Genomic DNA, 23,479 nt, shown 5'->3' on the forward strand with positions numbered 1-23,479 from the left:
GGCTGTAAACACCCGCGAATGAATCCAGCCGTTCGGAGGAAAAAGCCATGCGCAAAAATCGGCTGTCTTGCTTGCTGACCGGCTTGATTGTCGCTCTGTGCTGCATCCCAGGCCCTGCTCAGGCACGCCGTACGGCGACGGCAGACTATGCCGGGCGCGAATATGCGCTCTATACGCCAGCCAGCGTGAAAGGCGCCGCGCCGCTGCTTGTGGTGCTGCATGGCGGCGGCGGCAACGCCAACTGGATGCATCGGCAACTGGATTGGGATTCCGTGGCCGACCATTATGGCTTTCGGATCGCTTTTCTCAACGGCACGGACGGCAAACGGTTTTTCACGCATAAAATGCGATCCTGGAACGCGGGGAACTGCTGCGGCCCAGCGGCTCAAAGCAACGCGAACGATAACGGCTATATCTCCGGTTTCATCGGCATGATGAGCCGTCAGGGCCTCGCCGACGCTCGCCGCGTTTATCTGATGGGGCATTCCAACGGCGCGATGATGATTTATCGCTTCGCTTGCACTTACAGCGACCAGATCGCGGCGGCGGTTGTCGTGTCCGGCTCGGTGCAGATTGAAGATATATGCAAGGCGCCGCGATTGCCCATGCTGCATGTTCACGGACTTGACGACGTGAATGTTCCCGTTGCCGGCGGCAAAGGCATAGGGAAATTTACCGGAGACCTTATGATGCGCTCCGTGCAGCAGTCCGATGATTTCATGAAAGCCGCTGGCGCATCCGTTCAAACCATTTTGCTGCCCAATACGCCGCACGCGCTGGCGATTATCAGCGAGAATATGGAAAAACAGACGGGCAAAACGCTTGCGGAGACGGCGGCGCAGTTTTTCCAAGGCAAAAGCGCGGCGGCGCGCTAACGCGCTACCCTGCTTTTAGCCCCCTTCCCTGCTTCTATAAGGCGAAACAGGAACGGATTGATGGCGATCGATAGCAAGGCGCTGGCAAGAATGACGTCATAAATATGCGGGGACAGCAGGCCTAGCTGCCGCGCCAGCCCCGTAAAAATGAAGGAAAATTCGCCGATTTGCGCGAGACTGACCGCCACCAGCAGCCCCACCTGCAGCGAAACGCCGAACATGCGCATAAGGCCGAAGGTGACGGCCAAGGTGCCGAGAGCGATGACTCCGAGCGCCAGCAGAACCAGGATCGGGTCGCGGATAAGGATCGAAGGATCGAACAGCATGCCCACCGATACGAAGAACAGCACGGCGAAAGTGTCGCGCAGCGGCAAGGCTTGATCGGCGACCTTATGCCCGATGGCGCTTTCGTTCAGCACGAACCCCGCCAGGAACGCGCCGAGCGCGAAAGACGCGTCAAACAGCGCATAGGCGACATAAGCGAAGCCCAGGGCGATCGCGACGATGCCCAGCGAAGACATCTCGCGCGATTTGGTTTTGACGATCATGACCAAAAGCGGCGGCAAGAGCCGTCTTCCCACGACGATCATCAAGGTCGCAAAAACGCTGATCTTCACTACCGACAGCAGCAAGTGGTATCCCACGGCCGGAAGGTCCACCGGCTCGCCGTGGCTCATCATCAGCGGCGCCAGAACCGGCAGCAACACGATGATGACGACGGCGACAATGTCCTCCACGATCAGCCATCCGACGGCAAGTATTCCCGCCTCGCTTTTCAGCAGGCCGCGATGATCGAGTCCGCGCAGCGCCACGATGGTGCTGGCGATCGACAGCGTGAAACCGAAACACAGGCTTTCCGCCAGCGTAAACCCGACCATCGTGCCGCAGCCGAAACCAAGCGCCGTGCCCGCCGTAACCTGGATAAGCGCGCCGGGAATAGCGATCTTGCGAACGCTCATCAGGTCTTTTAACGAAAAATGCAGCCCGACGCCGAACATCAGCAGAATTACGCCTACATCGGAAAACTGCGAGGCGATTTCCACGCTGCCGATGAAACCAGGGGTATGCGGCCCGATCAGCACGCCCGCGACCAGATAGCCAAGGATACTGGGCAGCTTCAGGCGCTTGGCGATCATCCCGAAAATGAAAGCTCCGAGCGTGCTGGCGACGAGGGTCGTAATCAGGGGAAAAGAATCATGCATGCGGCAACGGGAATCATGGGGTGAAGCGGAAAGATTGAATCCATAACAGAAAAAGCCGATCCAGGCTATTGCCGTAAAGCCTTCGCCACCGCCACATCTTCGGCGATGGCGGCGCGAAGCTCGTCGAGGCCGGAGAATTTGCGCTCGGGCCTGATGAAATCCACGAGCGCGATATCCCATTCCTGGTCATAGATGTCCGCCGCGAAATCGAACAGATGCGCCTCCAGCCATTCGCGCTCGCCGCCCACGGTCGGACGGCGGCCTATGTTGGCGACGCCCCCGATCCATTCTCCGCTCTCCCCTCGCCGATGCTGCCGGGCGCGGATGGCATAGACGCCGTATTGCGGGCGCAGATATTCGCCGAGCATGATATTCGCGGTCGGGAATCCCAGCGCCTGGCCGCGCCGGTCGCCGCGCCCCACGATGCCGCGGATCGCCCATTCGCGGCCCAGGATCGCGTTCGCGGCCCGCACCTGCCCGCTTTGCAGCAGGGCGCGTGCGGTCGAGGCGGCGTAGCGCTGCCCCTGCGCGTCGCGAACTGGCGGCAGCGCGACGACATCCACGCCATGCGGCTTCAGCCATCCGGCCATGCGCTCCATATCGCCGTGCCTGTCATGGCCGAAGCGGAAATCCTCGCCCGCGACGACAACCTTCGCGCCGCATTCGACCAGAATCTTTTCGGCGAAATCCTGGGCGGGAATGGCCGCCAGCGCGCCGTCGAAATTCATCACCTGGATGACATCCGCCCCCGCCTCGTCCAGAAATTCGGCCTTCTGCGCCGGGGTGGTCAAGCGGAAGGGCGGCAGGCCGGGGGCGAAGAACTGGCGCGGATGCGGCTCGAAAGTCAGCACGGCGACGGCCATATCCTTTCCCGCCCCCAGCGCGCGCGCATGCGCGATCAAGGCCTTATGGCCGAGATGCACGCCGTCGAAATTGCCCAGGACATAAATAGCGGGGTTAATCATACGGTAATCAGTTATCAGTTATCAGTGGTCAGGAAAAGCATGTCTTTTTAACCCGCCAGCGCCTATCTGATACCTGATTACCATCCTCTGATCATCGGAGTCCGCCATGCAGAAAATCAAGGTCAAAACCCCGCTCGTGGAGATGGACGGCGACGAAATGACCCGGATCATCTGGCAGATGATCAAGGACTGGCTGATCCTGCCTTATCTGGAAATCGACCTGAAATATTACGATTTGAGCATCCAGAAGCGCGACGAGACCGAGGACAAGATTACCGTCGATGCGGCGGAAGCGATCAAGCAATACGGCGTCGGCGTCAAATGCGCGACCATCACCCCGGACGAAGCGCGGGTCAAGGAATTCACCCTCAAGAAAATGTGGAAATCGCCCAACGGCACGATCCGCAATATTCTCAACGGCACGGTGTTCCGCGCCCCGATCCTGATGAAAAACGTGCCGCGCTATGTGCCGGGCTGGAAGCATCCCATCATCATCGCCCGCCACGCCTTCGGCGACCAATACAAGGCGACGGATTTCAAGGTTTCCGGCAAAGGCAAATTGCAGATCACCTTCACGCCCGATGACGGCGGCGCGCCGATCAGCCACGAGGTGCATCAATTCAAATCCGGCGGCGGCGTGGCGATGGCCATGTATAACGAGGACGAGTCGATCCGCGGCTTCGCGCATGCCTGTTTCACTTACGCCTTGCAGCAGAAATATCCGGCCTTTCTGTCCACCAAGAACACGATCCTGAAAGCCTATGACGGGCGGTTCAAGGATATCTTCGCCGAAATCTACGCAGCCGAATACAAGGCGAAATTCGAGGCGGCGGGCATTTACTACGAGCATCGCCTGATCGACGACATGGTGGCACAATCATTGCGCGGCGACGGCGGATATCTATGGGCCTGCAAGAATTACGACGGCGACGTGCAATCGGATTCCGTGGCGCAGGGCTTCGGCTCGCTCGGCCTGATGACGTCCGTGCTGCTCTCGCCCGACGGCAAATATGTCGAGACCGAAGCCGCGCACGGCACCGTCACCCGCCATTACCGCGAGCATCAGGCGGGCAAGGAAACCTCGACCAATCCCATCGCCTCGATCTTCGCCTGGACTCAGGCGCTCGTCTATCGCGGACGGATGGACAATACCCCCGATGTGGTGAAATTCGCCGAGACGCTGGAGAAGGTCTGCGTCCAGACCGTCGAAGGCGGCGCGATGACCAAAGACCTCGCCATCCTGGTCGGCGGCAATCAGCCCTATCTGAACACAAAAGCGTTTTTGGAAGAAATCAGCCGGGGGCTTAAGGCGGCGCTGGCGTAAAGCAGCAAGCGGCCAAGTCCGGCTACCCTATCATAAAAATCATTCCCCCCATCGATGCCATGATCGGCATCGGCGGCGGCGGATTGGCTTTCGCATGCGGATTGGATTCATGCGTCAGGTCGGGATTGAAATATTCGGCGGCCTTGACGATTTTGTTGGCCATCTTCCGGGCCAGAGGTTCGGTAAAAGTATTATCCTCGAGCAACTCCCCAAGCAGCGAATAAACGATCTCCGGCCGCTTGATGCGATCTTCCCACGCGCAAAAACTCTGATCCTCCATACCGAATCTCATGGCATCGAACGGATTGCCCGATCGCATCCTGCCTTGCAGTTCGTCCGACGAAACCGCCGAATGCCTGCCATCCTGCGCTTCCGAAATCAGGCGATATCGTATTTCCTTCGCGGCGCACGCGATGGAGGGAAAATCCGGCGGCATATTTCCGGCGTCAAGCGCGTCGAGGGCGGGCGCGATCCAGTAATCGGAAGAAGAGGTAATAACACTCAAGTGCCGCGCATGACGGCGGGCAATGCGCGTTTCATGCGGTAGTCCTGCTTCAGCATGCTTGTGGTCGGCATAAAAATCCGAATCGAGTTCTTTATAATAACCCGGAATAGACGGTGTGCAGGTCCCTATATGCACTTGGCGCATATGGCGCAATTCATGCGTTTCGGCATGCGTATAAGCATCGCTTCCCTTTGGATAATTCTTGATTCGGTCAGTGGTCAGCGCGGTCGACCTGGCCCATTGTTCCAATACCGGCTCATCGCGTGGCGTAAAAAATAAGAATCCGTTTTCCTTTAGCCCCAGTCTATGAAGGTGAACGGTTTCGTCGATCGCGAAAGGATAAGTCACCAGCCGCTTCCCGCCGGGAACGGCGCGATAGGTATTCTCGACACGCCCCGAAGCCAGAGCGGCGAAATGCCAGGCAGTAGAAGCGTAGTCCGCCCCCGCGATTTCTTTCGCGCAGTGTGCATATAATGATGCAATCGCCGGATCAAACGTCTTATCCTTGGTCTCCACATTAAAATACACGACTGTCGGGCTGCTCGTCGAGCCAATATTACACTCATACACATTCTCAAGAGTGACAGCCTCGGCGGTTGCGTTGGAGCGCTGCATGGCCGCCAGCATGGCGGCGGCGCGCTCTTCAACCTCCTGCTCGGAGAGAGGTTCGCCGCCCACCTGTTTCAGCTTATCCCAATGCGGAAAATCGGCATGAGAAAATACGGACACGGGATAACCGGCATAGGCGGAAAAATCCGCCGCCGTTAGTCCGTTTTGAATATGCTTTTTGGTTAATCTAAATTCCTTCATGCCCCACCCTATCATGAGGAATCATGAAAGCAATTCTGGAATCTATGGGCGTAATCTTGGTTAAAATTCCTCGAAAAACCGGGGGCGGAGTAGCCCTTACAGCTTCCCGCCGATATACTCCGCCAGCCGCGTCATATCCACCCGCTCCTGCTGCGCGGTGTCGCGATCGCGCACCGTGACCGCGCCTCCGGTCAGCGTATCGCCGTCTACGGTGAGGCAGAACGGCGTTCCCGCCTCGTCCATGCGGGCGTAGCGTTTGCCGATGGTCTGCTTGGCATCAAACTGCGCGGTGAATTTTCGCCGCAATTCCATATAAATCTTCTCCGCCACTTCCGGCATGCCGTCCTTGTTGACCAGCGGGAAAACACCGACCTTGAGCGGCGCCAGCGACGGCTTGAGCTTCAGCCATTCCGGCGAGGCGCGGCTCTCGTCATATTGATAAGCCTCGCACAGCAGCGCCAAAACGCCGCGCGTCAGCCCCGCGGCGGGCTCCACGACATGCGGCATATAGCGCCGGTTGGCTTCCTGGTCGAAATATTCGAGATTGGTCTTGCTGTGTTCCTGGTGCTGCTTCAGGTCGTAATCGGTGCGATAGGCGACGCCCTCAAGCTCGCCGAAGCCCGGCGCGGTGAAGGGATAGCGGTATTCGATATCCGACGTGCCCTTGGAATAAAACGCCAGCTCGTTCTCGGGAATGATATGGCGGTAGAGGTTATCCTTGCCGACTCCCTGCTCCTGCCACCAGCGCATGCGCTCGGCGACCCAGAATTCATACCACATCATGCCGTCTTCCGGTGGGCAGAAGAATTCCATTTCCATTTGCTCGAACTCGCGCGAGCGGAAAAAGAAATTGCGCGGCGTGATTTCGTTACGGAAAGCCTTGCCGATCTGCGCCACGCCGAACGGCACGCGCACGCGCGAGGAATCCAGGATCGCCTTATAATCCAGGAATATTCCCTGCGCGGTCTCGGGGCGAAGATAAACCTTGCTGTCTTCGTTTTGGAACACGCCCGCATGGGATTCAAACATCATGTTAAAGGCGCGAGGCTCGGTTAGCGTGCCGGGAGTTTCGGCGTCTGGGCCGATGAGCGAAGCGCGCTGTTCCGACGACAGAGAGGTAAACGGCACAGCCGCTTTCATGTCGAATGGAACCAAATCGCCGCCACCCGATTTCTGGATCAGCTTTTTCGCTTTCTTGGTCAGAGCCGCTTCGGCTTCGTCGCCATCCAAGGCGCTAAGAAAACCAGTGGTTTTTTTCTGGTCTGCTTTTTCGTAAAAGATTTCCAGGCAGATAACATGATCCGCCCGATACCGCTGCTTCGTCTCGCGGCAATCCACCATCAAATCCGCGAAGCCGCCGACATGGCCGCTGGCGACCCATGTTTTGGGATGCTGAATGATCGCGCTATCGAGGCCGACGATCGACAAAGGCTTGCCGTCCGGCCCGATGGGCGGGCATTCCACCATCGCCCGCCACCACGCGTCACGCAGATTGTTCTTGAGCTGAACGCCGAGCGGCCCGAAATCCCAGAAACCGTTGATGCCGCCGTAAATCTCGGAAGCCTGAAAGACGAAGCCGCGCCGCTTGCACAGCGATACCAGGCGGCTCATGACCGAAGTTTCGGGAGTGGACATGGGAATGTTCGTTCAGAAGTTGCGGGGCAATATCCATAACCTATTCAGCATTCCGGCGAAAGCGGGAATTCGCCTTCCGAACTTCCGTCCGGACCGGCAAATTGCCCCGCTGCCTGCGTTTTTGGCCTATTTTGCGGTAATACTTTCATCCTTTGTCTGTTAGAATATTCGATGGATAATGATGTCGAGAAGTTGTGATTATGGATATTGCCAACGCCGTTGTTGCCAAGCCCATTAAATATCTGTTCCGCCGCGCCGGAGCGGAGCTGGTCTATAACAAGCTCGTAGCCCCCTATTTCGCCCAAAAATCGCCGCGCCGCGCCATCGCCGGACTTGTGGCCCTGAACGCCGCCACGCTCGGCGGCGGCGTCGCCTTCAATTATCTGGGAAGGGATATCATCAACAGTTTCGCGACGAAGGATTTCTCCTCGTTCTCAAGAAATATGGTGCGTTTCGGCATATTTTCCGTCGGCATGATTGCCGTCAATGTCGCGCAATCCCATATCGCGAACAGACTGAGGCTGTCTTGGGGAAACTGGGCAAAAGAACGGGCGATCAGGGAATGGCTTTCGCCCGGCAACCGCGCGGGATCGAGCGCCGCGAAAGCGGAGTTGCAGCCCGAACAGCGGATTACGAACGACATCTCCAATCTGGTTCAGGCGTCGGAGCCGCTGACTTTCGGGCTCGCGCAGAATGCAGCGAATTTCGGAGCGTTTTCGCTCGTGCTGTTCAACCTGTCTCCGGCCGTATATGCGGGCACGCTGGCCGTGGGCGCCATCGGCACCTGGGCGCTGCACCGTGCCGGGAAAAAGCTGACAGCCTTGAATCATCAGGAGGCGGAAACGCAGAACGCCTATCGCAACGCGGTCGGCGACGCGAATACGCATACCGAAAGCATCGCGCTGTGGGGCGGCGAAGCGGCAACGCAGCAAAGCATCCTTGCGCGACTGGAGGATGCGAACGCCGTCAGCAAGAAAATTATCGGCACGCAAGCCGCCCTTACAGCCATCAGGTCCGCGTATAACCATGTCGCCAGCGTAGCGCCGCATCTGCTGATCGCGCCGGCCTATTTCAAGCCCGAAAGCACGATGAATGTCGGCGACGCCATGCTCAGCACTTCGGCGACTTTCAACGTGCGCAACTCCCTCGACTGGTACAGCCAAAATCAGAACACCATCGTGCAATGGAAAGCCTGCGCGAAACGGCTGACGGCGTTTCTCCAAGGCTGCGATCCCAGCAGCGGCCCCGCAGGCCAGACTCCATCTTACGATCCGGAAGGCCCTCTCGGGCTTTCCGTGAAGAATCTGGCCTTAAAAAAACCCGGCGGGAGCGGCCTTCTTTGCCGGGATATTTCTTTCGATCTCAAGCCGGGAAACCGCCTTGTCGTGCTGGGCGAATCCGGCGCCGGGGAAAAGCACTTTATTCCGCACATTGAGGGGAATATCGCCTTATGAAAACGGCCAGATCGCCTATTCCGGCGCTTCCGACAAGGTGGGCGATATCATTTTCGTTCCTCAAGACCCTTATATCCCCGACATGCCTTTGGCTCAGGTACTTTCCTATCCAAACAGCGGCGCGGTTTTTTCGGAACCGTCCATGCGGAATGCGCTCGAGAAAGTCGGCCTCGGGCATAAGGCCGAATATCTGGGCCAGAGCCCACATCATGGGGAATGCCCTCGGATTTTCCGGCGGCGAGAAACAGCGGCTGAACTTCGCCCGCCTTCCTCTTGCACAAGCCTTCGGTGATCGGCCTCGATGAAGCCACATCGGCCTTGCCCTCGGATGATGGGAATCAAGCTGCATGAGCTTCTGTTCCGCGAGCTTCCCCGCAGCATCGTCATAAGCATCGCGCACCGCGAGGAACTCATTCCTCTGCACAACATCACGGGAAGAATGACCCAAGAAAAACTATCGGTGCATCCCTATGCCCCTCTGCGCCCTTCCGAGTCCGGCGTGCGCAAGATGCCCGAAAAAGGCATCGCGCTCACGGCTTAAGCCGCGTTCGCCACTTCCGTCTGCCGGACTTTCTTCTTGATCAGCCACCAGGTGACGTGATTGACCACGCCCTGCAGCGGGGTATGGGGCTTGAGGCCGCAGGCCTTGAAGATCATGCCGACGCCGCGCTCGACATGGTGCGGACGGTAGAATTTATAGGCATGGCCGAGATAGGCTTGGCCGTATTTCTCGCGGTCGTAAGGCTCGTCCGGCGAGCCGTTGGCGGCGTAATAGGCATAGGCCAGCTCATCGTCCTCGGATTCCTGCACCCGGCCGAGAGCGAGCTTGATGCGCTCGAAACGGTTCAGGGCTTCCTTGTCGAGATATTGGCGCAAATGGGTATAAAACAGCTTGTAGTGCCGAAGCTCATCGGTGGCGATACGCTGGCAGATGGCCTTGAATACAGGCTCCTGCGCCGCCTCGCCGAGCGCGGCGTAATAGGAACTGGTAGCGGTTTCGACGATGCAGCGCGCCAGCAATTCGCCCGAGCGGGAGCCGCGCACCGATTCCTTGGCTTCAAGCGGAAGCTGATAACCTTCGCGGAACCTCTTGAAAGCGCCCTCGAAATCGAATGAAGGATCGGCGGCCTGCGCCCAGCGCCCCAGCGCCTCGCCATGCTGCACTTCCTCCAGCGCCCAGGCATGGGTGGCCGCCTTCAATTCCGGATCGTCAGCGAAGACATTCCCCAGATAGGCCGCGTAGTCGTGGCCGTTGTACTCGACCAGAGCGGCCGCCTTGGCCAGCTTGACGTGATCGGAATCGACTTTGGCGGGATCGAACGCCGCCCAAGGCAAGTCATCGACTTTCCAATGTTGATAGCTCATGACTCAGACACCATACTTTATGCTCCCTCAAGAGATAATAACCGCTCGCGCTCCGTGTCAATCCCCAATATAAATCATTGCGGTACAATAGCTTATGTTTTATTCATGAGTTTAAGATTTCAGATGGAACCGCAATGCGCATAGCCGTTACGGGCGCCGCCGGATTTATCGGCCAGGCTTTCAGCCGCCATGCCCTGGCCGCGGGCGCCCAGGTGCACGGCATCGATAAACTCACTTATGCCGCAAATCCGGTCACGGTCGCCGAACTGGAAGCCCAGCCCGGCTTTACGCTGCACCGGGCGGATATCGCCGAACCGGCGGCGATGCGCGACCTGATTCGCCGGATCGCCCCCCAGGCCGTCATCCATCTGGCGGCGGAAACCCATGTCGACCGCTCCATCGACCATACCGCGCCTTTCGTCGCCACGAATATCGTCGGCACCCATAGCCTGCTGGAAGCGGCGTTGGATTACTGCCGCGCCCTTTCCCCGGCGGAGAAAGCGCAATTCCGCTTTCTGCATGTCTCGACGGATGAAGTCTATGGCGCGCTGGGCGCGGAAGATTCAGCCTTCGCCGAAACCTCGGTCTTCGCGCCGAATTCGCCCTATGCCGCCAGCAAGGCGAGCGCCGAGCATCTGGCGCGCGCATGGCATCACACTTATGGGCTGCCGGTCATGATCGGCAATTGCTCGAATAATTACGGGCCTTATCAATTCCCGGAAAAGCTGATCCCCAACATGATCCTCAAGGCGCTGCATGGCGAACCGCTGCCGGTTTACGGGCATGGCAAGCATGTGCGCGACTGGCTCTATGTCGACGATCACGCCGAAGCGCTGTGGCTTATTCTCACGCGCGGAAAAATCGGGGAGAAATATCATATCGGCGGCAAAGCGGAGACAGCCAATCTCGCGCTGGTGGAAACGATATGCGCGATGCTCGATGCCGCGATGCCCGGCAGTTCGCATCGTCCGCACCGGAACCTCATTAACTTCGTCGCCGACCGCCCCGGCCATGATTTCCGCTATGCCATGAATATCGCGAAAATCGAGCGCGAACTCGGCTGGCGTCCGAAAACTTCCATGGAAGACGGCCTTCAACGCACGCTGGATTGGTATCTTGCCCGCCGCGACTGGTGGCAGGGCATCCGCGACAGCTATGCCGGAGAGCGGCTGGGGCTGGGACGTTAATTCTTGCACTGACTGCCTGCGCCGTTATGATGCAGCGCAGGAGAGAATCCCCATGGCCCCCAACAACGGCAACAAGGCAAAATTAAAAGGCATCGTCATGGCCGGCGGGGCGGGCACGCGGCTGTATCCGGCCACGCGCGCGATCAGCAAGCAATTGATGCCGGTCTATGACAAGCCGATGGTCTATTACCCGATCACGACGCTGATGCTGGCCGGAATCCGCGACATCCTGATTATCTCCACGCCGCGGCAATTGCCGGTCTTCCAATACCTGCTGGGTGACGGATCGCAATGGGGGCTGAATTTCTCTTATGCGGAGCAAAAGGAGCCTCGCGGCCTCGCCGACGCCTTTATCGTGGGGCGGAAATTCATCGGCAAGGACAATGTCGCGATGATCCTCGGCGATAATTTGTTCTACGGCCAGGGCCTGAACGATATCGTCAAAAACGCCGCCGACAAGAAAGAGGGCGCGACCGTCTTCGCCTATCGCGTATCCGATCCCGAGCGTTATGGAGTCGTTAAATTCGACAAGAAGAGCGGCGCGCCGGTCGAAATCACCGAGAAGCCGAAACGCGCATCGTCGAACTGGGCGATCACCGGGCTTTATTTCTACGACAACCAGGTCTGCGACATCGCGGCGGGGCTGCAGCCGTCGGCTCGCGGCGAGCTCGAAGTCACCGACATCATCCGCCATTATCTGGAGCAAAAGCAGCTCGATGTCTTCCAGTTCGGGCGCGGCTTCGCCTGGCTGGATACCGGGACGCATGAATCGCTCGACAACGCAGCCGAATTCGTCCGCATCGTCGAGCAGCGCCAGGGCCTCAAGATCGGCTGCCCGGAGGAAATCGCGCATACGCTCGGCTATATCGACGCCGCGCAAGTGCTGGCGCTCGCCGCCGAAATGGGCAAGACGCCCTATGGCGACTATCTCCTGCGCCTGGTCGAGGAGAGCGGGGAGTGACACGGTTTTATTTTTATTTGTTCGTGAGCGCGATCCTATGTCTGACCGCTTACGCAGGAATGTTATTTGTTCAAATACCATTGCACTCCTTATTGAAAGAACCATACCCTTTAGTTTTGGCTGCAGGCAGTGCCCTTTGCGGTTATTTCATGATCAAAGGACTGCGCATAGAATTGGTGCGCGTCGCCATTATGGACAATCCCAACCAGCGCAGCATGCACACTCAGCCCGTGCCGCGCGGCGGCGGCTGGAGCTTCGCTATTCCATGCGCGGCGTTTCTATGCCTTTCATCTCTTCTTCATTATATGGGGAGCGAGGGAGAACTTCCTTTTCCGGAAATATTATTATTGATAGGACTGCTTCTGCTAGCAGGCGTTTCTTGGGCCGACGATAGAGGCGGCGTCAAGGCACGGTGGCGGCTCTTGGCGCATTTCGCTGCCGCTGCGCTCGGTCTCTTGGCGCTGGGAAGTTTTCCTGCGCCCGACTGGGTGCCCAATTGGATTTTGTATGCAGGATTGGCCATCGCTTGGGTATGGTTCATCAATCTCTATAATTTCATGGATGGCATTGATGGCATCACGACTGTGGAAACAATAAGTATCGTTCTTCCTCTTACCTTTATTGTCCTCACGGCAAATGCCTTTCGTCTGCCCCCCGGATCATTGATATATTTGCCTTCTATCCTCCTCGGTTCCTCTATCGGCTTCCTGTTTTTCAACTGGCATCCCGCGAAAATATTCCTCGGCGACGTGGGCAGCGTGCCGATCGGCTATCTGGTAGGTTTCTGCCTGCTGGCACTGGCGCAAGCAGGGTTTTGGTATATCGCGCTGACGCTGCCCCTCTACTACCTCGCCGACAGCGGCATCACGATTGTCCGCCGCTTCCTGAAAGGCGAGAAAATATGGGAAGCGCATCGCAGCCATTTCTACCAGCGCGCGGCGCAGCGCGAAGGACGCCATGATGTCGTGGTCGTCAGGATCGCGCTATGCAACGTCGCCTTATGGGCTATCGCCGCCGCCGCGCTGCTGATTTCGCCCTGGATGACGCTGCTCGCCCCTCTCCCCGTCGGGCTGCTGTTATGGTGGATGGCAGGCCCGAAAACGCAGGCGCAAGTTACCGCTTGACGCTTTGCCGCCGGAGACGGAATATGGTTCCGTAATCAGGCGGAGAGAATTGATGAGTAAAATTCACGCCACCGCGGCAGACGCATTAGCCGGACTGCTGCGCGACGACATGACCGTCGCTGCCGGAGGCTTCGGCCTGTGCGGTATTCCCGAGCATATCATCGAAGCGATCAAAGCCTCGGGCGTCAAAGGATTGACCGTCGTCAGCAATAATTGCGGCGTGGACGGCTTCGGCCTCGGCAAATTGCTGGAGGGCGGACAGATCAGAAAAATGGTCTCGTCCTATGTCGGCGAAAACAAGTTGTTCGCCGAATTGTACCTGTCGGGAAAACTCGAACTGGAATTCACGCCTCAGGGCACGCTGGCCGAGCGGATGCGTGCGGGCGGAGCCGGGATTGCGGGCTTCTACACCAAGACCGGCGTGGGCACCATCGCCGCCGAAGGCAAGGAAACGCGCGAATTCGACGGCGAGAAATACGTGCTGGAGCGCGGCATCGTCTGCGACCTTGCCATCGTTAAGGCCACGGTCGGCGATCATGAAGGCAATCTCGTCTATCGCAAGACGACGCGGAACTTCAACCCGCTCGCCGCGATGTGCGGACGCGTTACCGTCGCGGAAGTCGAAGAACTGGTGGATGCCGGCGAAATCGATCCCGACGCCGTTCATACGCCCGGCATCTTCGTGCAGCGCATCGTCAAGGGCGAGCATTTCGAGAAGCGCATCGAGCAGCGGACGGTAAGGAAACCGGCTTAGGAGGCCATAGAATGCCCTGGACTCGCGAACAACTCGCCGCGCGCGCGGCGCATGAATTGCAGAATGGATTTTACGTCAATCTCGGCATCGGCATTCCGACGCTGGTCGCCAACTATATCCCCGAAGATATGCATATCGTCCTGCATAGCGAGAACGGCATGCTGGGCGTCGGCCCCTTCCCGCTCGAATCCGAAGTCGATCCCGATCTCATCAATGCCGGAAAGCAGACGGTCACGGAGCTTTCCTATACGAGCTATTTCGACAGCGCGATGTCTTTCGCGATGATCCGCGGCGGGCATATCGATCTCGCCATCCTGGGCGCGATGCAGGTCGCGGAAAACGGCGATCTCGCCAACTGGATGGTTCCCGGCAAGCTGGTCAAGGGCATGGGCGGCGCGATGGATCTGGTGGCGGGCGTCAAGCGCATCGTCGTCGTGATGGAGCATAACGCCAAGGACGGCGAGGCCAAGCTGGTCAAGCAATGCAGCCTGCCGCTGACCGGCGCGGGCGTCGTCGATAAGATCATCACCGATCTGGGAGAATTCGAGTTCCGGGCGAACGGGCTGGAGCTTATTGCTCTTGCGCCCGGCGTCGAGCTTGAAGAAATCAAGCAAAAGACCGAAGCAGCCTACACCGTCGCCAAGGATTTGGAAAAAGCGGCGGCGTAGAGCTGTCTTGTCTTACTCGCCGAAGCCCAGCTTTTGGCGCAGCGCCGGAGACATTTCAGTCTTCGATTTCGCCCGCTTCGGCTCGCGGCAAACATAGACGGCAAAACCATTGGTTCCCGCTACTGCAATTTCGCCCTGGGTGCCTGTGACAGGGGTGGCTACCTGCTTGCCTTGACAATCAGGCAGACCATCACCGATAGCACGCCCAACAGGATACTGCGTCTCATTAGCGCCAGCCTTATAGAGCGACAGATCCGTACAGATGATTTCAATGCCGCCATTGCCGTCGCTATAGGGCCTGGGGCGGATCGTGAGTTTTTCGTGACCCGATTTCGGGTTGCATTCCACCGAAAGAAGGCCGCCTGGAATTTCGCTGGCGAGTTTTGGAACACCTTCGTCAAGCGTAATGCCCTGTCCTGCGACAGCATAGCTGTCCTTATAGCTGCCAAGCGCAGCCGACTTTACAGAAACTTTGGCGGCAGGTTGTGCAGCAGGCGCTTCGGATGGCGCTTCAAAATTAGGAGAAGACGAAGTCACAGGCTTTGACGAAACAGTGGCTACCGGAGCTGCCGAAGGCGCGGGCTGCGGAGCGCCGGCATCCTTCAATTCTTCAACGGTTTTCGTCAAGGCTGCAATCTGGGCCGCCTGAGCCGATGCGGCGGCGGAGGCGCTAGCTGCGGATGCAGCGGCATCCTGTTTAGCAGTGTTACGCTGGACGAGAACCGCAGCTGCGGCGCCTGCCACGGCTAAAATGCCGACGCTGCCGACGACATACCCAACCCATGATTTGGAAGGAGCCTTCGGCGTAGGAGCCGGTTCACCAATGCCAGGATCAAAATCAGTCATAATATTCTACTCCCCAAGTTAAATTGATAAGCCAACCTACCAAACAATCTTGAAAGTAAAAACGGATTTTTACTTAACGATCGAGCCGTAAGCGGCAAAGACCGCCGTAGTGACCAAATCCGATACCGTCGCGCCCATTTGCACGATCTGCACCGGCTGGCTAAGCCCTTTCAGAATAGGGCCGATCACCGTTCCCCGGCCCATTTTATGCAGGATTTTAGCCGCGATATGCGCCGATTGCAGGTTGGGCATCACCAGGATATTGGCGGCATCCGACAGGCGGCTGAAAGGATACAGCCGTTTCATAAGCTCGATATCGAGCGCGACATCCGCCGACATTTCGCCGTCATACTCGAAATTAACCTTACGCTCGTCGAGAATGCGCATCGCCTGGCGGATTTGCTCGGCTCTGCCGCGCTGGGGCTGGCCGAAGCTGGCATAAGACAGGAACGCCACGCGCGGCTGGTGTCCCAAACGCTCCGCCCAAGCCGCCGTGCGAATGGCAATTTCCGCCATTCGCTGCGGGTTCGGCTCGATATTAACGGCAGTATCCGCCAGGAATACCGTGCGGTCGGGCGGCGCGATTGCCATCGAAAGGCCGAACGCGCCGCAATCGCCGTCGGAATCGATGACCTTGCGCATATCGTCGAAGCAAACCACGAAACTGCGCGTCAAGCCGGTCACGACCGCGTCGGCGTCGCCCATCGCCACCATGGCGGCGGCGAAGACGTTGCGGTTCTGGTTCACCATCCGCTGGCAGTCGCGCAGCATATAGCCGCGCCGCTGCAGCCGGCTATATATATAGCTGCGGTATTTTTCGTTGTGGCGCGAAAGGCGGGCGTTATGAATTTCCAGTTCGTCGCCGCCCGGCAATTGCATCTGCTCAAGCTTGGTTTTGATGATTTCCTCGCGCCCGACCAGAATCGGCGTGCCGAGTCCGGAGGCCTTGAATTGCAGCGCGGCGCGAATGGCCCGCTCCTCTTCGCCTTCGGCAAAGACCACGCGGCGCGGATTGCTTTGCACCTGCTCGAAAATCAATTCGAGGCTGTCCGCCGTCGGATCGAGCCGCGCGCGCAGTTCGCGCTCATAGGCGGCCATATCCGGGATCGGCTTGCGCGCGACGCCGCTATCCATCGCCGCTTTAGCAACGGCGGCGGGTATTTTGACGACCAGACGCGGATCGAACGGCACCGGGATGATATATTCCGGCCCATAGCGCAGCCTGCGGCCGCCATAGGCCGCATCGACTTCGTCCGGAACGTCCGCGCGGGCCAGTTCGGCCAGCGCGCGGGCGGCGGCGACCTTCATCTCGTCGTTGATCGTGGATGCGCGTACGTCGAGCGCGCCACGGAAAATATACGGGAAGCCTAAAACATTGTTGATCTGGTTCGGATAATCCGAGCGTCCGGTGGCCATGATCGCGTCGCGGCGCACGGCGCGAACTTCCTCAGGCGTGATTTCCGGATCGGGGTTGGCCATCGCGAATATGACGGGATTTTTCGCCATGCTCTTGATCATGGCGGGCGTGAACGCTCCCTTGGCCGACAGCCCGACCAGGATATCCGCTCCGTTCACCGCTTCTTCCAGAGTGCGGAATTCGGTCGGCACGGCATGAGCCGATTTCCATTGATTCATGCCTTCGGCGCGCCCCTCATACAGCACGCCTTTGGTGTCGCACATGATGACATTTTCATGGGGGATGCCCATGGATTTGAACAGCTCGACGCAGGCAATGGCCGAAGCCCCCGCTCCGTTGACGACGATGCGGGTATTCCTTGCTTTCCTGCCCGTAACATCAAGCGCGTTGATAAGACCCGCCGTGGCGATGATCGCCGTGCCGTGCTGATCGTCATGAAAAACCGGTATATCCATCAATTCGCGCAAACGCTGTTCGATGATGAAGCAGTCGGGCGCCTTGATGTCTTCCAGATTGATGCCTCCGAACGAAGGCCCGAGAAATCTCACGCAATTGACGAATTCATCGACATCGCGCGTGTCGACTTCGAGATCGATCCCGTCCACGTCGGCAAAGCGCTTGAACAAAACCGCCTTGCCTTCCATGACCGGCTTCGACGCCAGCGCGCCAAGATCGCCCAGTCCCAGCACCGCGGTGCCGTTGGAGATCACCGCGACCAGATTGCCCTTCGTCGTATAATCATAAGCCGCGGCCGGATCGGCGTGAATGCGCAGGCATGGCACGGCCACGCCGGGCGAATAGGCCAGCGACAAGTCTCTGGCCGTCGTCAGCGGCTTCGTAGGGGTTATTTGCAGTTTTCCCGGCCGTCCCGAAGCATGGAACGCCAATGCTTCGTCGTCAGTAGTCCGCCCGTCGTTTCTTTGGGTCATTTTCGTTCCTGAGTCGTAACGAATTGTCGAGTAATCAACGAGTTATTAAGATTCCGCCGTCACCATACGCACCAAATGCGGACATTTCCAGTTCCAACTTTACCGGCGCAAAAAAACGACTGTGCATCCGCAACAAAGGATGCCGTCGGGATTGGCAGCGCCGCGCCCATCGCCCTCCTGCTGCTGTTGATCGGCGCATCTTCTCCTGCCCTGGCGGCGAATAACGGCGTCATTCAGAATATCCTCGATTCCAAGGAAGTCTGGGGCAACGTCATTTTCGGGCTTTTGGCCGGCACGATGCTGACGGCTTGCTGTTATTTATTTTTCATCTGGATCGTCTTCCGAAATTTTAGCCAGCTGTTGCTTATTTTCATGCTGCTGCTGCTCACGAACCATATGGTGTTCGCCAACGACACGGTCATGTCCATGGTCGGCATGACCGACCCCGTGGTTCGCGAAATGACGCGCAATCTGTCGATGCTGCTGTTCTTTCTGGTCTGCATATTTTTTACCATCGACTTTCTCGATCTTGAATCGCACATGCCAACCATGCGGCAGGCCTTGTTCGGCCTCATGGTGCTGGAAATTGCGGCGTTGGCGGCAGGGGTTTTCTTCGCCCCCGCGCAAATCGACAAATTTCTTCCGCTCATGGGAGCGGCGACGCTGTCATTATTGTTGTTCGTCGGATTGAAAGGCATGTCTCTCGGCATTCCCGGCTCGATCACGCATATCGTCGCCTTTCTCGTTTTTCTCAGCGGCGCGCTCGTGCGTCCGTTGCAGGAATTGGGATACCTTAATATTCCGATCAATCTCGACAATATGATTTACATCGCCGCCGCCGTGGCGGCGATTGTTTTCGCGGCCGTGATTTCCGGTCAATTCACCGCCGAGCGCGAAATCAAGGAACGCGCCCTGCAGCAAAGCAACGAGCGCTTTCTGCTCGCGGCGCAGGCGGCAAACGAAGGCCTTTACGATTGGACATTGGCGAGCGGAAGGGTTTATTTCTCGGATCGCTGCAAACGGATCGTCGGCCACAATCTCAAAGGCAGCGTCAAGGGGCTTAAGCATCTGTGGCGGATGATCGACGCCGCCGATCGCCCGAAACTGCGCCAGACCTTGCGGCAATTCCGGCGAAGCGGAAAGAACACCTTGAGCGCCGAGTTCAGGCTCGCCAGACCGGATGGCCATACCCTATGGCTCTTCGCCACCGCCGTCGCCGTGCGCGACCACGAAAACGGCAAGATCATCCGCCTCGTCGGATCGATCGGCGATATTACCGCGAAGAAACGCAGCGAATGGGCGATGCGCCTCAGCGAGGCCAGATTCCGCAGCATCACCGAGGCGCACCCGGTGCCGGTCATGATCGTCAAGCTGGGAACCGGGCAGATCATGTATGCCAGCCCCGGCGCGGAACCTCTCATGGGCGTGCCGCCGTCCGGCTTGTTCGGCTCGAACATCCATAAGTTCTTCGCGGACGGCACGGCGGAAATGCTTGCTGAAATCGCCGCTCAGAAGCAGCTCAACATGAAAGAAATGGTGCTGCATCATCAAGACGGCCGCAGCACGCCGGTCGCGGTCTCCGCCCGCGTCATCGATTATCAGGGCGAAATGGCCGCCGTGCTCGGCCTGTATGATTTATCCGACCGCAAACAGGCGGAAGAGCAAATCGTCAAGCAGCAGGAAGCCTTGCAGCAAAGCGAAAAAATGGCGGCTCTGGGCGGCCTTCTGGCAGGCGTGGCGCACGAATTGAATAACCCGTTGTCGGTGATCGTCGGCCAGGCGACCTTGCTCAAGGAAAGCTCCAAGGAGCCCAAGACCATCAGCCGAGGCGAGAAAATATTCACCGCCGCCGAACGCTGCAGCCGCATCGTCAAAAGCTTTCTGGCTATCGCGCGGCGCAAGCCCCCGGAACACAAGCTCATGCAAGTCAATGAGGCGGTCAGCCAGGGGCTGGAACTCCTCACCTACCAGCTTCGCACCGAGAATGTGCAGCTTACGCTGGAGCTCGATCCCAACCTGCCGCAAATCATCGGCGACCAGGATCAATTCACCCAGGTGATCTCGAACCTTGTGCTCAACGGCGCTCAAGCCATGCAGGCGTGGACCGGCCCACGCAACATCACGGTGAAAAGCTATCTCTCCGGCTCGCCGCAACAGGTCTATCTGACCATTGCCGATACCGGCCCCGGCATTCCCAAGGAAATCCGGGCACGCGTGTTCGAGCCTTTTTACACCACCAAAGCCCCCGGCACCGGCACGGGAGTCGGGCTTTCGCTATGCCTGAATATCGTCGTGGCGCATAACGGTCATCTGGATTTGCAGGACACGCCCGGCGGCGGCGCTACTTTTGTCATCACGCTGCCGATTCCGGGGCAATCGCAGCAAATCGCAGCCGTCGAAAGCGCCGTTCCCGAAGCGGCGGCCGCCAAGAAATCCTTGCGGCTGCTTCTGGTCGATGACGAATTCGAACTCGCGCAAACCCTGGCCGACCTGCTGGCGGAACATGGGCATACATTCGATTTCGCCATCAACGGCCAGGTCGCGCTCGACAAGCTGCGCAGCAAGGAATTCGACCTGATCCTGAGCGATATGCGGATGCCGGTGATGGACGGGCCGACCATGTACCGGGAAATCTGCAAGGATTTGCCGCGTTACAAGAATCGCACTATCTTCCTGACCGGCGATACGCTGACGACTTTCGTAAGCGAGTTCCTGCAAGAAAATCCGGTGCGCTTCATCGAAAAACCCTACACCATGCCCGATGTCCATCGCGCCATCGCGGAACAATTAAAAGAAGTCGAGAGCGGCGCGCGCTCCGCGGATTCAGCGTAGAACAACAGGATAAAAAACATGCGCCTCCTCGCCATCGACGACGAACCCGACATTTGCGAACTGGTCGCGGAAATCGCCGTCGATCTTCATTACGAAGTGCGCCAGGCGCCGACCGCCGACGCCGTATTCGCCGAGCTGGCGGCCTTCACGCCGGACGTGATCGTCCTCGATTTGATGATGCCGGGCATGGACGGCGTGGAATGGCTGCGGGTGCTGGCGAACAAGGCGCGCAACGCGAAAATCTGCCTCATCAGCGGCTCCGACCTGCGGGTATTGAACAGCGCCCGCCGTCTGGGCAGCGCGCACGGCCTCGATGTCTTCGCCGTCTTCGAAAAACCGATCGATGTGCAGCAACTGCGCGCCGCGCTGCTGGAATTGCGCGGCGGCGAAGTGTCCGAAGTCGCCGGAGCGGATATCGCCCAGGCGCTGGCCGCCGGACAGCTGGTGCCGTATTTTCAGCCGGTCGTCAGCATCACCGAAAGAACCCTGTTCGGAACCGAGGCGCTGCTGCGCTGGCTGCATCCGAGCCGCGGCCTGCTCTTTCCGGGCGATTTCCTCGACCGCGCTCAGGAAGACGGGATGCTGCAGCCGATCACCCATTATGTGCTGAATCAAGCCGTCGCCGCCGTCGCCGCATGGCGCGAAGCCGGACTTACGATCACCGTGGCGATCAACGTCACCGCGAGCTCGCTGCTCGACCTCACCCTTCCCGACCAGATCGGCGATATGTGCGCGCGCGCCAAGGTTCCTCCCGAGCAGATCATTCTCGAAGTCACCGAAACCGAGGCCATGCGCGATACCAAGCGGACGATGGACGTCCTGCTGCGGCTACGGCTGCGCGGCTTCGGCCTCGCCATCGACGATTTCGGCACCGGCCATTCTTCCTTGCGCGAATTGCAGCGCATGCCGTTCAGCGAAATGAAGATCGACAAAAGCTTCGTCATGGACATGGCGACGAGCCGCGACTGCCGCGTGATCGTCAACGCCATCATCGATCTCGGCCATAATCTCGGACTCAAGATCGTGGCCGAAGGCGTCGAGGATATCCGCGCCTGGGGCATGCTGGCCGAAAAAGGCTGCGATCTCGCGCAAGGCTATTACATCGCCAAGGCCATGCCCGCCGAGCAGGTTCCGGCATGGTCGAGCAACTGGCAGGCCGGGCAGCGGCGGGGGTAATAATTGAAAATGCGGAATTCATTAATCCGGCTTGGGGTTTCCGCATAATAGACCTATTATATAAACTCAGCATTTGTTCCAATGGTTCCCATGAGCGACTTCGACCCCCGTAATCTTCTCTCCGATCTGCTGAAACGCGCGCGCACCAAAGGCGTTGATGGCGTCGACATCCTGTTCGCGCAAGAGCAATCGCGCAGCGTGCGGATGCGCCTGCGCCAGATCGAAAGCGTGGATCAGGCTGAAACGTCGCAAATCGGCCTGCGGCTGCTGATCGGCAAGCGGCAATCCATCGTCTCTACCACCGATTTTTCAGAGCGCGCTTTATCCGAAATGCTCGACCGCGCCGTCAACATGGCGAAGCTGGCTCCGGAAGACCCGTTCTGCGGCCTGGCCGATCCAGCCCAGATTGCCGTCAATCCTCCCGCGCTGGATATCAACGACCCCGCCGAACCGACAACCGAGGAACTGGTCGCCGCGACGCGGGCGATGGAAGAAGCGGCGCTGGCCGTCCCCGGCATTACCACCAGCGACGAGGCTTCGAGCGATTGGGGCCGCGTGGAAGTCTGCCTGCTGCAAAGCAACGGCTTCGAGGGCCATTACAAACGCAGCCAGTGGGGAGCCTCGACGGCGGTCATCGCGGGCGAAGGCACCGGCATGGAGCGCGATTACGATTACACCAGCGCGGTCTATCGCGCCGATATGAAATCCCCCGAAGCCATAGGCCGCGGCGCCGGAGAACGCGCCGTCAAGCGACTCAATCCCAGAAAAATGCCGACCGCCAGAATTCCGGTCGTCATGGAGCCGCGCATCGCGTCTTCCATACTCGGCCATCTGGCTTCGGCGATCAACGGCGCGGGGATCGCGCGCGGCACCAGCTTTCTGAAAGACAAGCTCGATCAGAAGATTTTTCCCTCCGGCTTCGCCGTGATCGACGATCCGCATCGCGCGCGCGGACCGCGCTCCCGGCCTTTCGACGCCGAAGGCATTCCGACGGCAAGCCGCCGCTTCATCGATGACGGCATGCTGACCTCATGGATTCTGGATCTGCGCTCGGCGCGGCAGCTTAAGTTGCAAAGCACGGGCCATGCCGGACGCGGCGCAAGCGGCCCGCCCGGCCCAGGAGCCAGCAATCTGCATATCGCCCCAGGCAAACTCTCTCCCACCGAGCTGATAAGCGACATTCGCGAAGGCCTCTATGTCACGGAATTGATTGGCATGGGCGTGAATGGCGTAACGGGAGATTATAGCCGTGGGGCGAGCGGCTTCTGGATCGAAAACGGCCGCATCGCCCATGCGGTCAACGAAATGACCATCGCCGGAAATTTGCTCGATATGTTTCAGCGGCTGACGGCGGCGAACGATCTCGAACTTCGCCTCGCTTATGAATCCCCTACGCTGAGAATCGAAGGCATGACAGTCGCTGGAATCTAGGCTATTCTCTTCCAAAGGA

Annotated in this window: 19 protein-coding genes; 12 read left to right on the forward strand and 7 right to left on the reverse strand. The window is 58.7% G+C overall.

The genetic code is table 11. From position 1 onward, the window contains the following. The first annotated feature begins 47 nt into the window (after window positions 1-47). Complete coding sequence (locus WDO70_05085) at window positions 48-875, forward strand: PHB depolymerase family esterase (protein MEJ0062574.1); 828 nt, start codon at window positions 48-50, stop codon at window positions 873-875. On the opposite strand, the gene WDO70_05090 is transcribed toward WDO70_05085, so the two are convergent. Together WDO70_05090 and ribF are read right to left on the reverse strand one after the other, a co-directional pair. Next, the gene (locus tag WDO70_05090) at window positions 872-2,077 is read right to left on the reverse strand and encodes a cation:proton antiporter (protein MEJ0062575.1); all 1,206 of its coding nucleotides are present in this window, start codon (window positions 2,075-2,077) and stop codon (window positions 872-874) included. The two genes, WDO70_05085 and WDO70_05090, sit on opposite strands and share 4 nt — an antisense overlap. 65 nt (window positions 2,078-2,142) lie before the next feature. After that, entirely contained in the window at window positions 2,143-3,042 is a 900-nt protein-coding gene (gene ribF, locus WDO70_05095) for a riboflavin biosynthesis protein RibF (GenBank protein MEJ0062576.1), read from the reverse strand. Between the two features lie 106 nt (window positions 3,043-3,148). Between ribF and WDO70_05100 the strand changes: the two genes are divergently transcribed. Continuing rightward, the gene (locus WDO70_05100) at window positions 3,149-4,366 is read left to right on the forward strand and encodes an NADP-dependent isocitrate dehydrogenase (protein MEJ0062577.1); all 1,218 of its coding nucleotides are present in this window, start codon (window positions 3,149-3,151) and stop codon (window positions 4,364-4,366) included. Window positions 4,367-4,388: 22 nt separating this feature from the next. Here the strand turns inward: WDO70_05100 and WDO70_05105 are convergent, their stop codons facing one another. Next, entirely contained in the window at window positions 4,389-5,681 is a 1,293-nt protein-coding gene (locus WDO70_05105; protein ID MEJ0062578.1) for a hypothetical protein, read from the reverse strand. A gap of 96 nt (window positions 5,682-5,777) precedes the next feature. Next, window positions 5,778-7,316: a glycine--tRNA ligase gene (locus WDO70_05110; protein MEJ0062579.1), complete on the reverse strand. Its 1,539-nt coding sequence runs from the start codon at window positions 7,314-7,316 to the stop codon at window positions 5,778-5,780. A gap of 200 nt (window positions 7,317-7,516) precedes the next feature. Here WDO70_05110 and WDO70_05115 point away from each other — a divergent pair, with 200 nt between their 5' ends. Together WDO70_05115 and WDO70_05120 are read left to right on the forward strand one after the other, a co-directional pair. Continuing rightward, window positions 7,517-8,770 (forward strand): ABC transporter transmembrane domain-containing protein, encoded by a 1,254-nt coding sequence (locus WDO70_05115; protein ID MEJ0062580.1) that lies wholly within the window; start codon window positions 7,517-7,519, stop codon window positions 8,768-8,770. 328 nt (window positions 8,771-9,098) lie between these two features. Continuing rightward, entirely contained in the window at window positions 9,099-9,311 is a 213-nt protein-coding gene (locus WDO70_05120) for a hypothetical protein (protein MEJ0062581.1), read from the forward strand. Here WDO70_05120 and WDO70_05125 read toward each other — a convergent pair. Next, the gene (locus WDO70_05125; protein ID MEJ0062582.1) at window positions 9,308-10,135 is read right to left on the reverse strand and encodes a ferritin-like domain-containing protein; all 828 of its coding nucleotides are present in this window, start codon (window positions 10,133-10,135) and stop codon (window positions 9,308-9,310) included. The two genes, WDO70_05120 and WDO70_05125, sit on opposite strands and share 4 nt — an antisense overlap. Before the next feature lie 134 nt (window positions 10,136-10,269). On the opposite strand from WDO70_05125, the gene rfbB reads away from it, so the two are divergent. From rfbB to WDO70_05150, 5 genes are all read left to right on the forward strand, one after another. Next, entirely contained in the window at window positions 10,270-11,322 is a 1,053-nt protein-coding gene (gene rfbB, locus WDO70_05130; protein ID MEJ0062583.1) for a dTDP-glucose 4,6-dehydratase, read from the forward strand. Window positions 11,323-11,374: 52 nt separating this feature from the next. Further along, window positions 11,375-12,283 carry a glucose-1-phosphate thymidylyltransferase RfbA gene (gene rfbA, locus WDO70_05135; protein ID MEJ0062584.1) on the forward strand — a complete coding sequence of 303 codons (909 nt, stop codon included), beginning with the start codon at window positions 11,375-11,377 and terminating at the stop codon, window positions 12,281-12,283. Window positions 12,284-12,432: 149 nt separating this feature from the next. After that, entirely contained in the window at window positions 12,433-13,407 is a 975-nt protein-coding gene (locus WDO70_05140; GenBank protein MEJ0062585.1) for a glycosyltransferase family 4 protein, read from the forward strand. Between the two features lie 52 nt (window positions 13,408-13,459). Continuing rightward, a complete protein-coding gene (locus WDO70_05145) occupies window positions 13,460-14,161 on the forward strand; it encodes a CoA transferase subunit A (GenBank protein ID MEJ0062586.1) in 702 nt (233 codons plus the stop codon). 11 nt (window positions 14,162-14,172) lie between these two features. Further along, window positions 14,173-14,829, forward strand: a complete 657-nt coding sequence (locus tag WDO70_05150) for a CoA transferase subunit B (protein MEJ0062587.1) — start codon at window positions 14,173-14,175, stop codon at window positions 14,827-14,829. A 12-nt stretch (window positions 14,830-14,841) separates the two neighbouring features. On the opposite strand, the gene WDO70_05155 is transcribed toward WDO70_05150, so the two are convergent. Further along, entirely contained in the window at window positions 14,842-15,675 is an 834-nt protein-coding gene (locus WDO70_05155; GenBank protein ID MEJ0062588.1) for a hypothetical protein, read from the reverse strand. Window positions 15,676-15,744: 69 nt separating this feature from the next. Beyond that, window positions 15,745-18,021, reverse strand: coding sequence for an NADP-dependent malic enzyme (locus WDO70_05160; GenBank protein MEJ0062589.1), 2,277 nt, complete (start codon window positions 18,019-18,021; stop codon window positions 15,745-15,747). Window positions 18,022-18,096: 75 nt separating this feature from the next. Here WDO70_05160 and WDO70_05165 point away from each other — a divergent pair, with 75 nt between their 5' ends. The 3 genes from WDO70_05165 (at window position 18,097) to WDO70_05175 (ending at window position 23,460) form a co-directional block, all read left to right on the forward strand. Next, window positions 18,097-20,853 (forward strand): ATP-binding protein, encoded by a 2,757-nt coding sequence (locus WDO70_05165; GenBank protein MEJ0062590.1) that lies wholly within the window; start codon window positions 18,097-18,099, stop codon window positions 20,851-20,853. Window positions 20,854-20,871: 18 nt separating this feature from the next. Next, on the forward strand, window positions 20,872-22,029 hold the full coding sequence (locus WDO70_05170) for an EAL domain-containing response regulator (protein ID MEJ0062591.1): 1,158 nt from the start codon (window positions 20,872-20,874) through the stop codon (window positions 22,027-22,029). 90 nt (window positions 22,030-22,119) lie between these two features. Then, window positions 22,120-23,460 (forward strand): TldD/PmbA family protein, encoded by a 1,341-nt coding sequence (locus WDO70_05175; protein ID MEJ0062592.1) that lies wholly within the window; start codon window positions 22,120-22,122, stop codon window positions 23,458-23,460. The last annotated feature ends 19 nt before the right edge of the window (window positions 23,461-23,479 follow it).

The sequence above is a fragment of the Alphaproteobacteria bacterium genome, from assembly GCA_037200005.1.
Lineage (GTDB): Bacteria > Pseudomonadota > Alphaproteobacteria > UBA9219 > RFNS01 > JBBCGY01.

Bases quoted from the DNA above. Each gene is read 5' to 3' on its own strand.
- WDO70_05085 (MEJ0062574.1), top strand. From the start codon at position 48: ATGCGCAAAAATCGGCTGTCTTGCTTGCTGACCGGCTTGATTGTCGCT.
- WDO70_05145 (MEJ0062586.1), top strand. From the start codon at position 13,460: ATGAGTAAAATTCACGCCACCGCGGCAGACGCATTAGCCGGACTGCTG.
- WDO70_05150 (MEJ0062587.1), top strand. From the start codon at position 14,173: ATGCCCTGGACTCGCGAACAACTCGCCGCGCGCGCGGCGCATGAATTG.
- rfbA (MEJ0062584.1), top strand. From the start codon at position 11,375: ATGGCCCCCAACAACGGCAACAAGGCAAAATTAAAAGGCATCGTCATG.
- rfbB (MEJ0062583.1), top strand. From the start codon at position 10,270: ATGCGCATAGCCGTTACGGGCGCCGCCGGATTTATCGGCCAGGCTTTC.
- WDO70_05115 (MEJ0062580.1), top strand. From the start codon at position 7,517: ATGGATATTGCCAACGCCGTTGTTGCCAAGCCCATTAAATATCTGTTC.
- WDO70_05155 (MEJ0062588.1), bottom strand. From the start codon at position 15,675: ATGACTGATTTTGATCCTGGCATTGGTGAACCGGCTCCTACGCCGAAG.
- WDO70_05105 (MEJ0062578.1), bottom strand. From the start codon at position 5,681: ATGAAGGAATTTAGATTAACCAAAAAGCATATTCAAAACGGACTAACG.
- ribF (MEJ0062576.1), bottom strand. From the start codon at position 3,042: ATGATTAACCCCGCTATTTATGTCCTGGGCAATTTCGACGGCGTGCAT.
- WDO70_05170 (MEJ0062591.1), top strand. From the start codon at position 20,872: ATGCGCCTCCTCGCCATCGACGACGAACCCGACATTTGCGAACTGGTC.
- WDO70_05110 (MEJ0062579.1), bottom strand. From the start codon at position 7,316: ATGTCCACTCCCGAAACTTCGGTCATGAGCCGCCTGGTATCGCTGTGC.
- WDO70_05125 (MEJ0062582.1), bottom strand. From the start codon at position 10,135: ATGAGCTATCAACATTGGAAAGTCGATGACTTGCCTTGGGCGGCGTTC.
- WDO70_05160 (MEJ0062589.1), bottom strand. From the start codon at position 18,021: ATGACCCAAAGAAACGACGGGCGGACTACTGACGACGAAGCATTGGCG.
- WDO70_05090 (MEJ0062575.1), bottom strand. From the start codon at position 2,077: ATGCATGATTCTTTTCCCCTGATTACGACCCTCGTCGCCAGCACGCTC.
- WDO70_05165 (MEJ0062590.1), top strand. From the start codon at position 18,097: ATGCGGACATTTCCAGTTCCAACTTTACCGGCGCAAAAAAACGACTGT.
- WDO70_05120 (MEJ0062581.1), top strand. From the start codon at position 9,099: ATGATGGGAATCAAGCTGCATGAGCTTCTGTTCCGCGAGCTTCCCCGC.
- WDO70_05175 (MEJ0062592.1), top strand. From the start codon at position 22,120: ATGAGCGACTTCGACCCCCGTAATCTTCTCTCCGATCTGCTGAAACGC.
- WDO70_05140 (MEJ0062585.1), top strand. From the start codon at position 12,433: ATGATCAAAGGACTGCGCATAGAATTGGTGCGCGTCGCCATTATGGAC.
- WDO70_05100 (MEJ0062577.1), top strand. From the start codon at position 3,149: ATGCAGAAAATCAAGGTCAAAACCCCGCTCGTGGAGATGGACGGCGAC.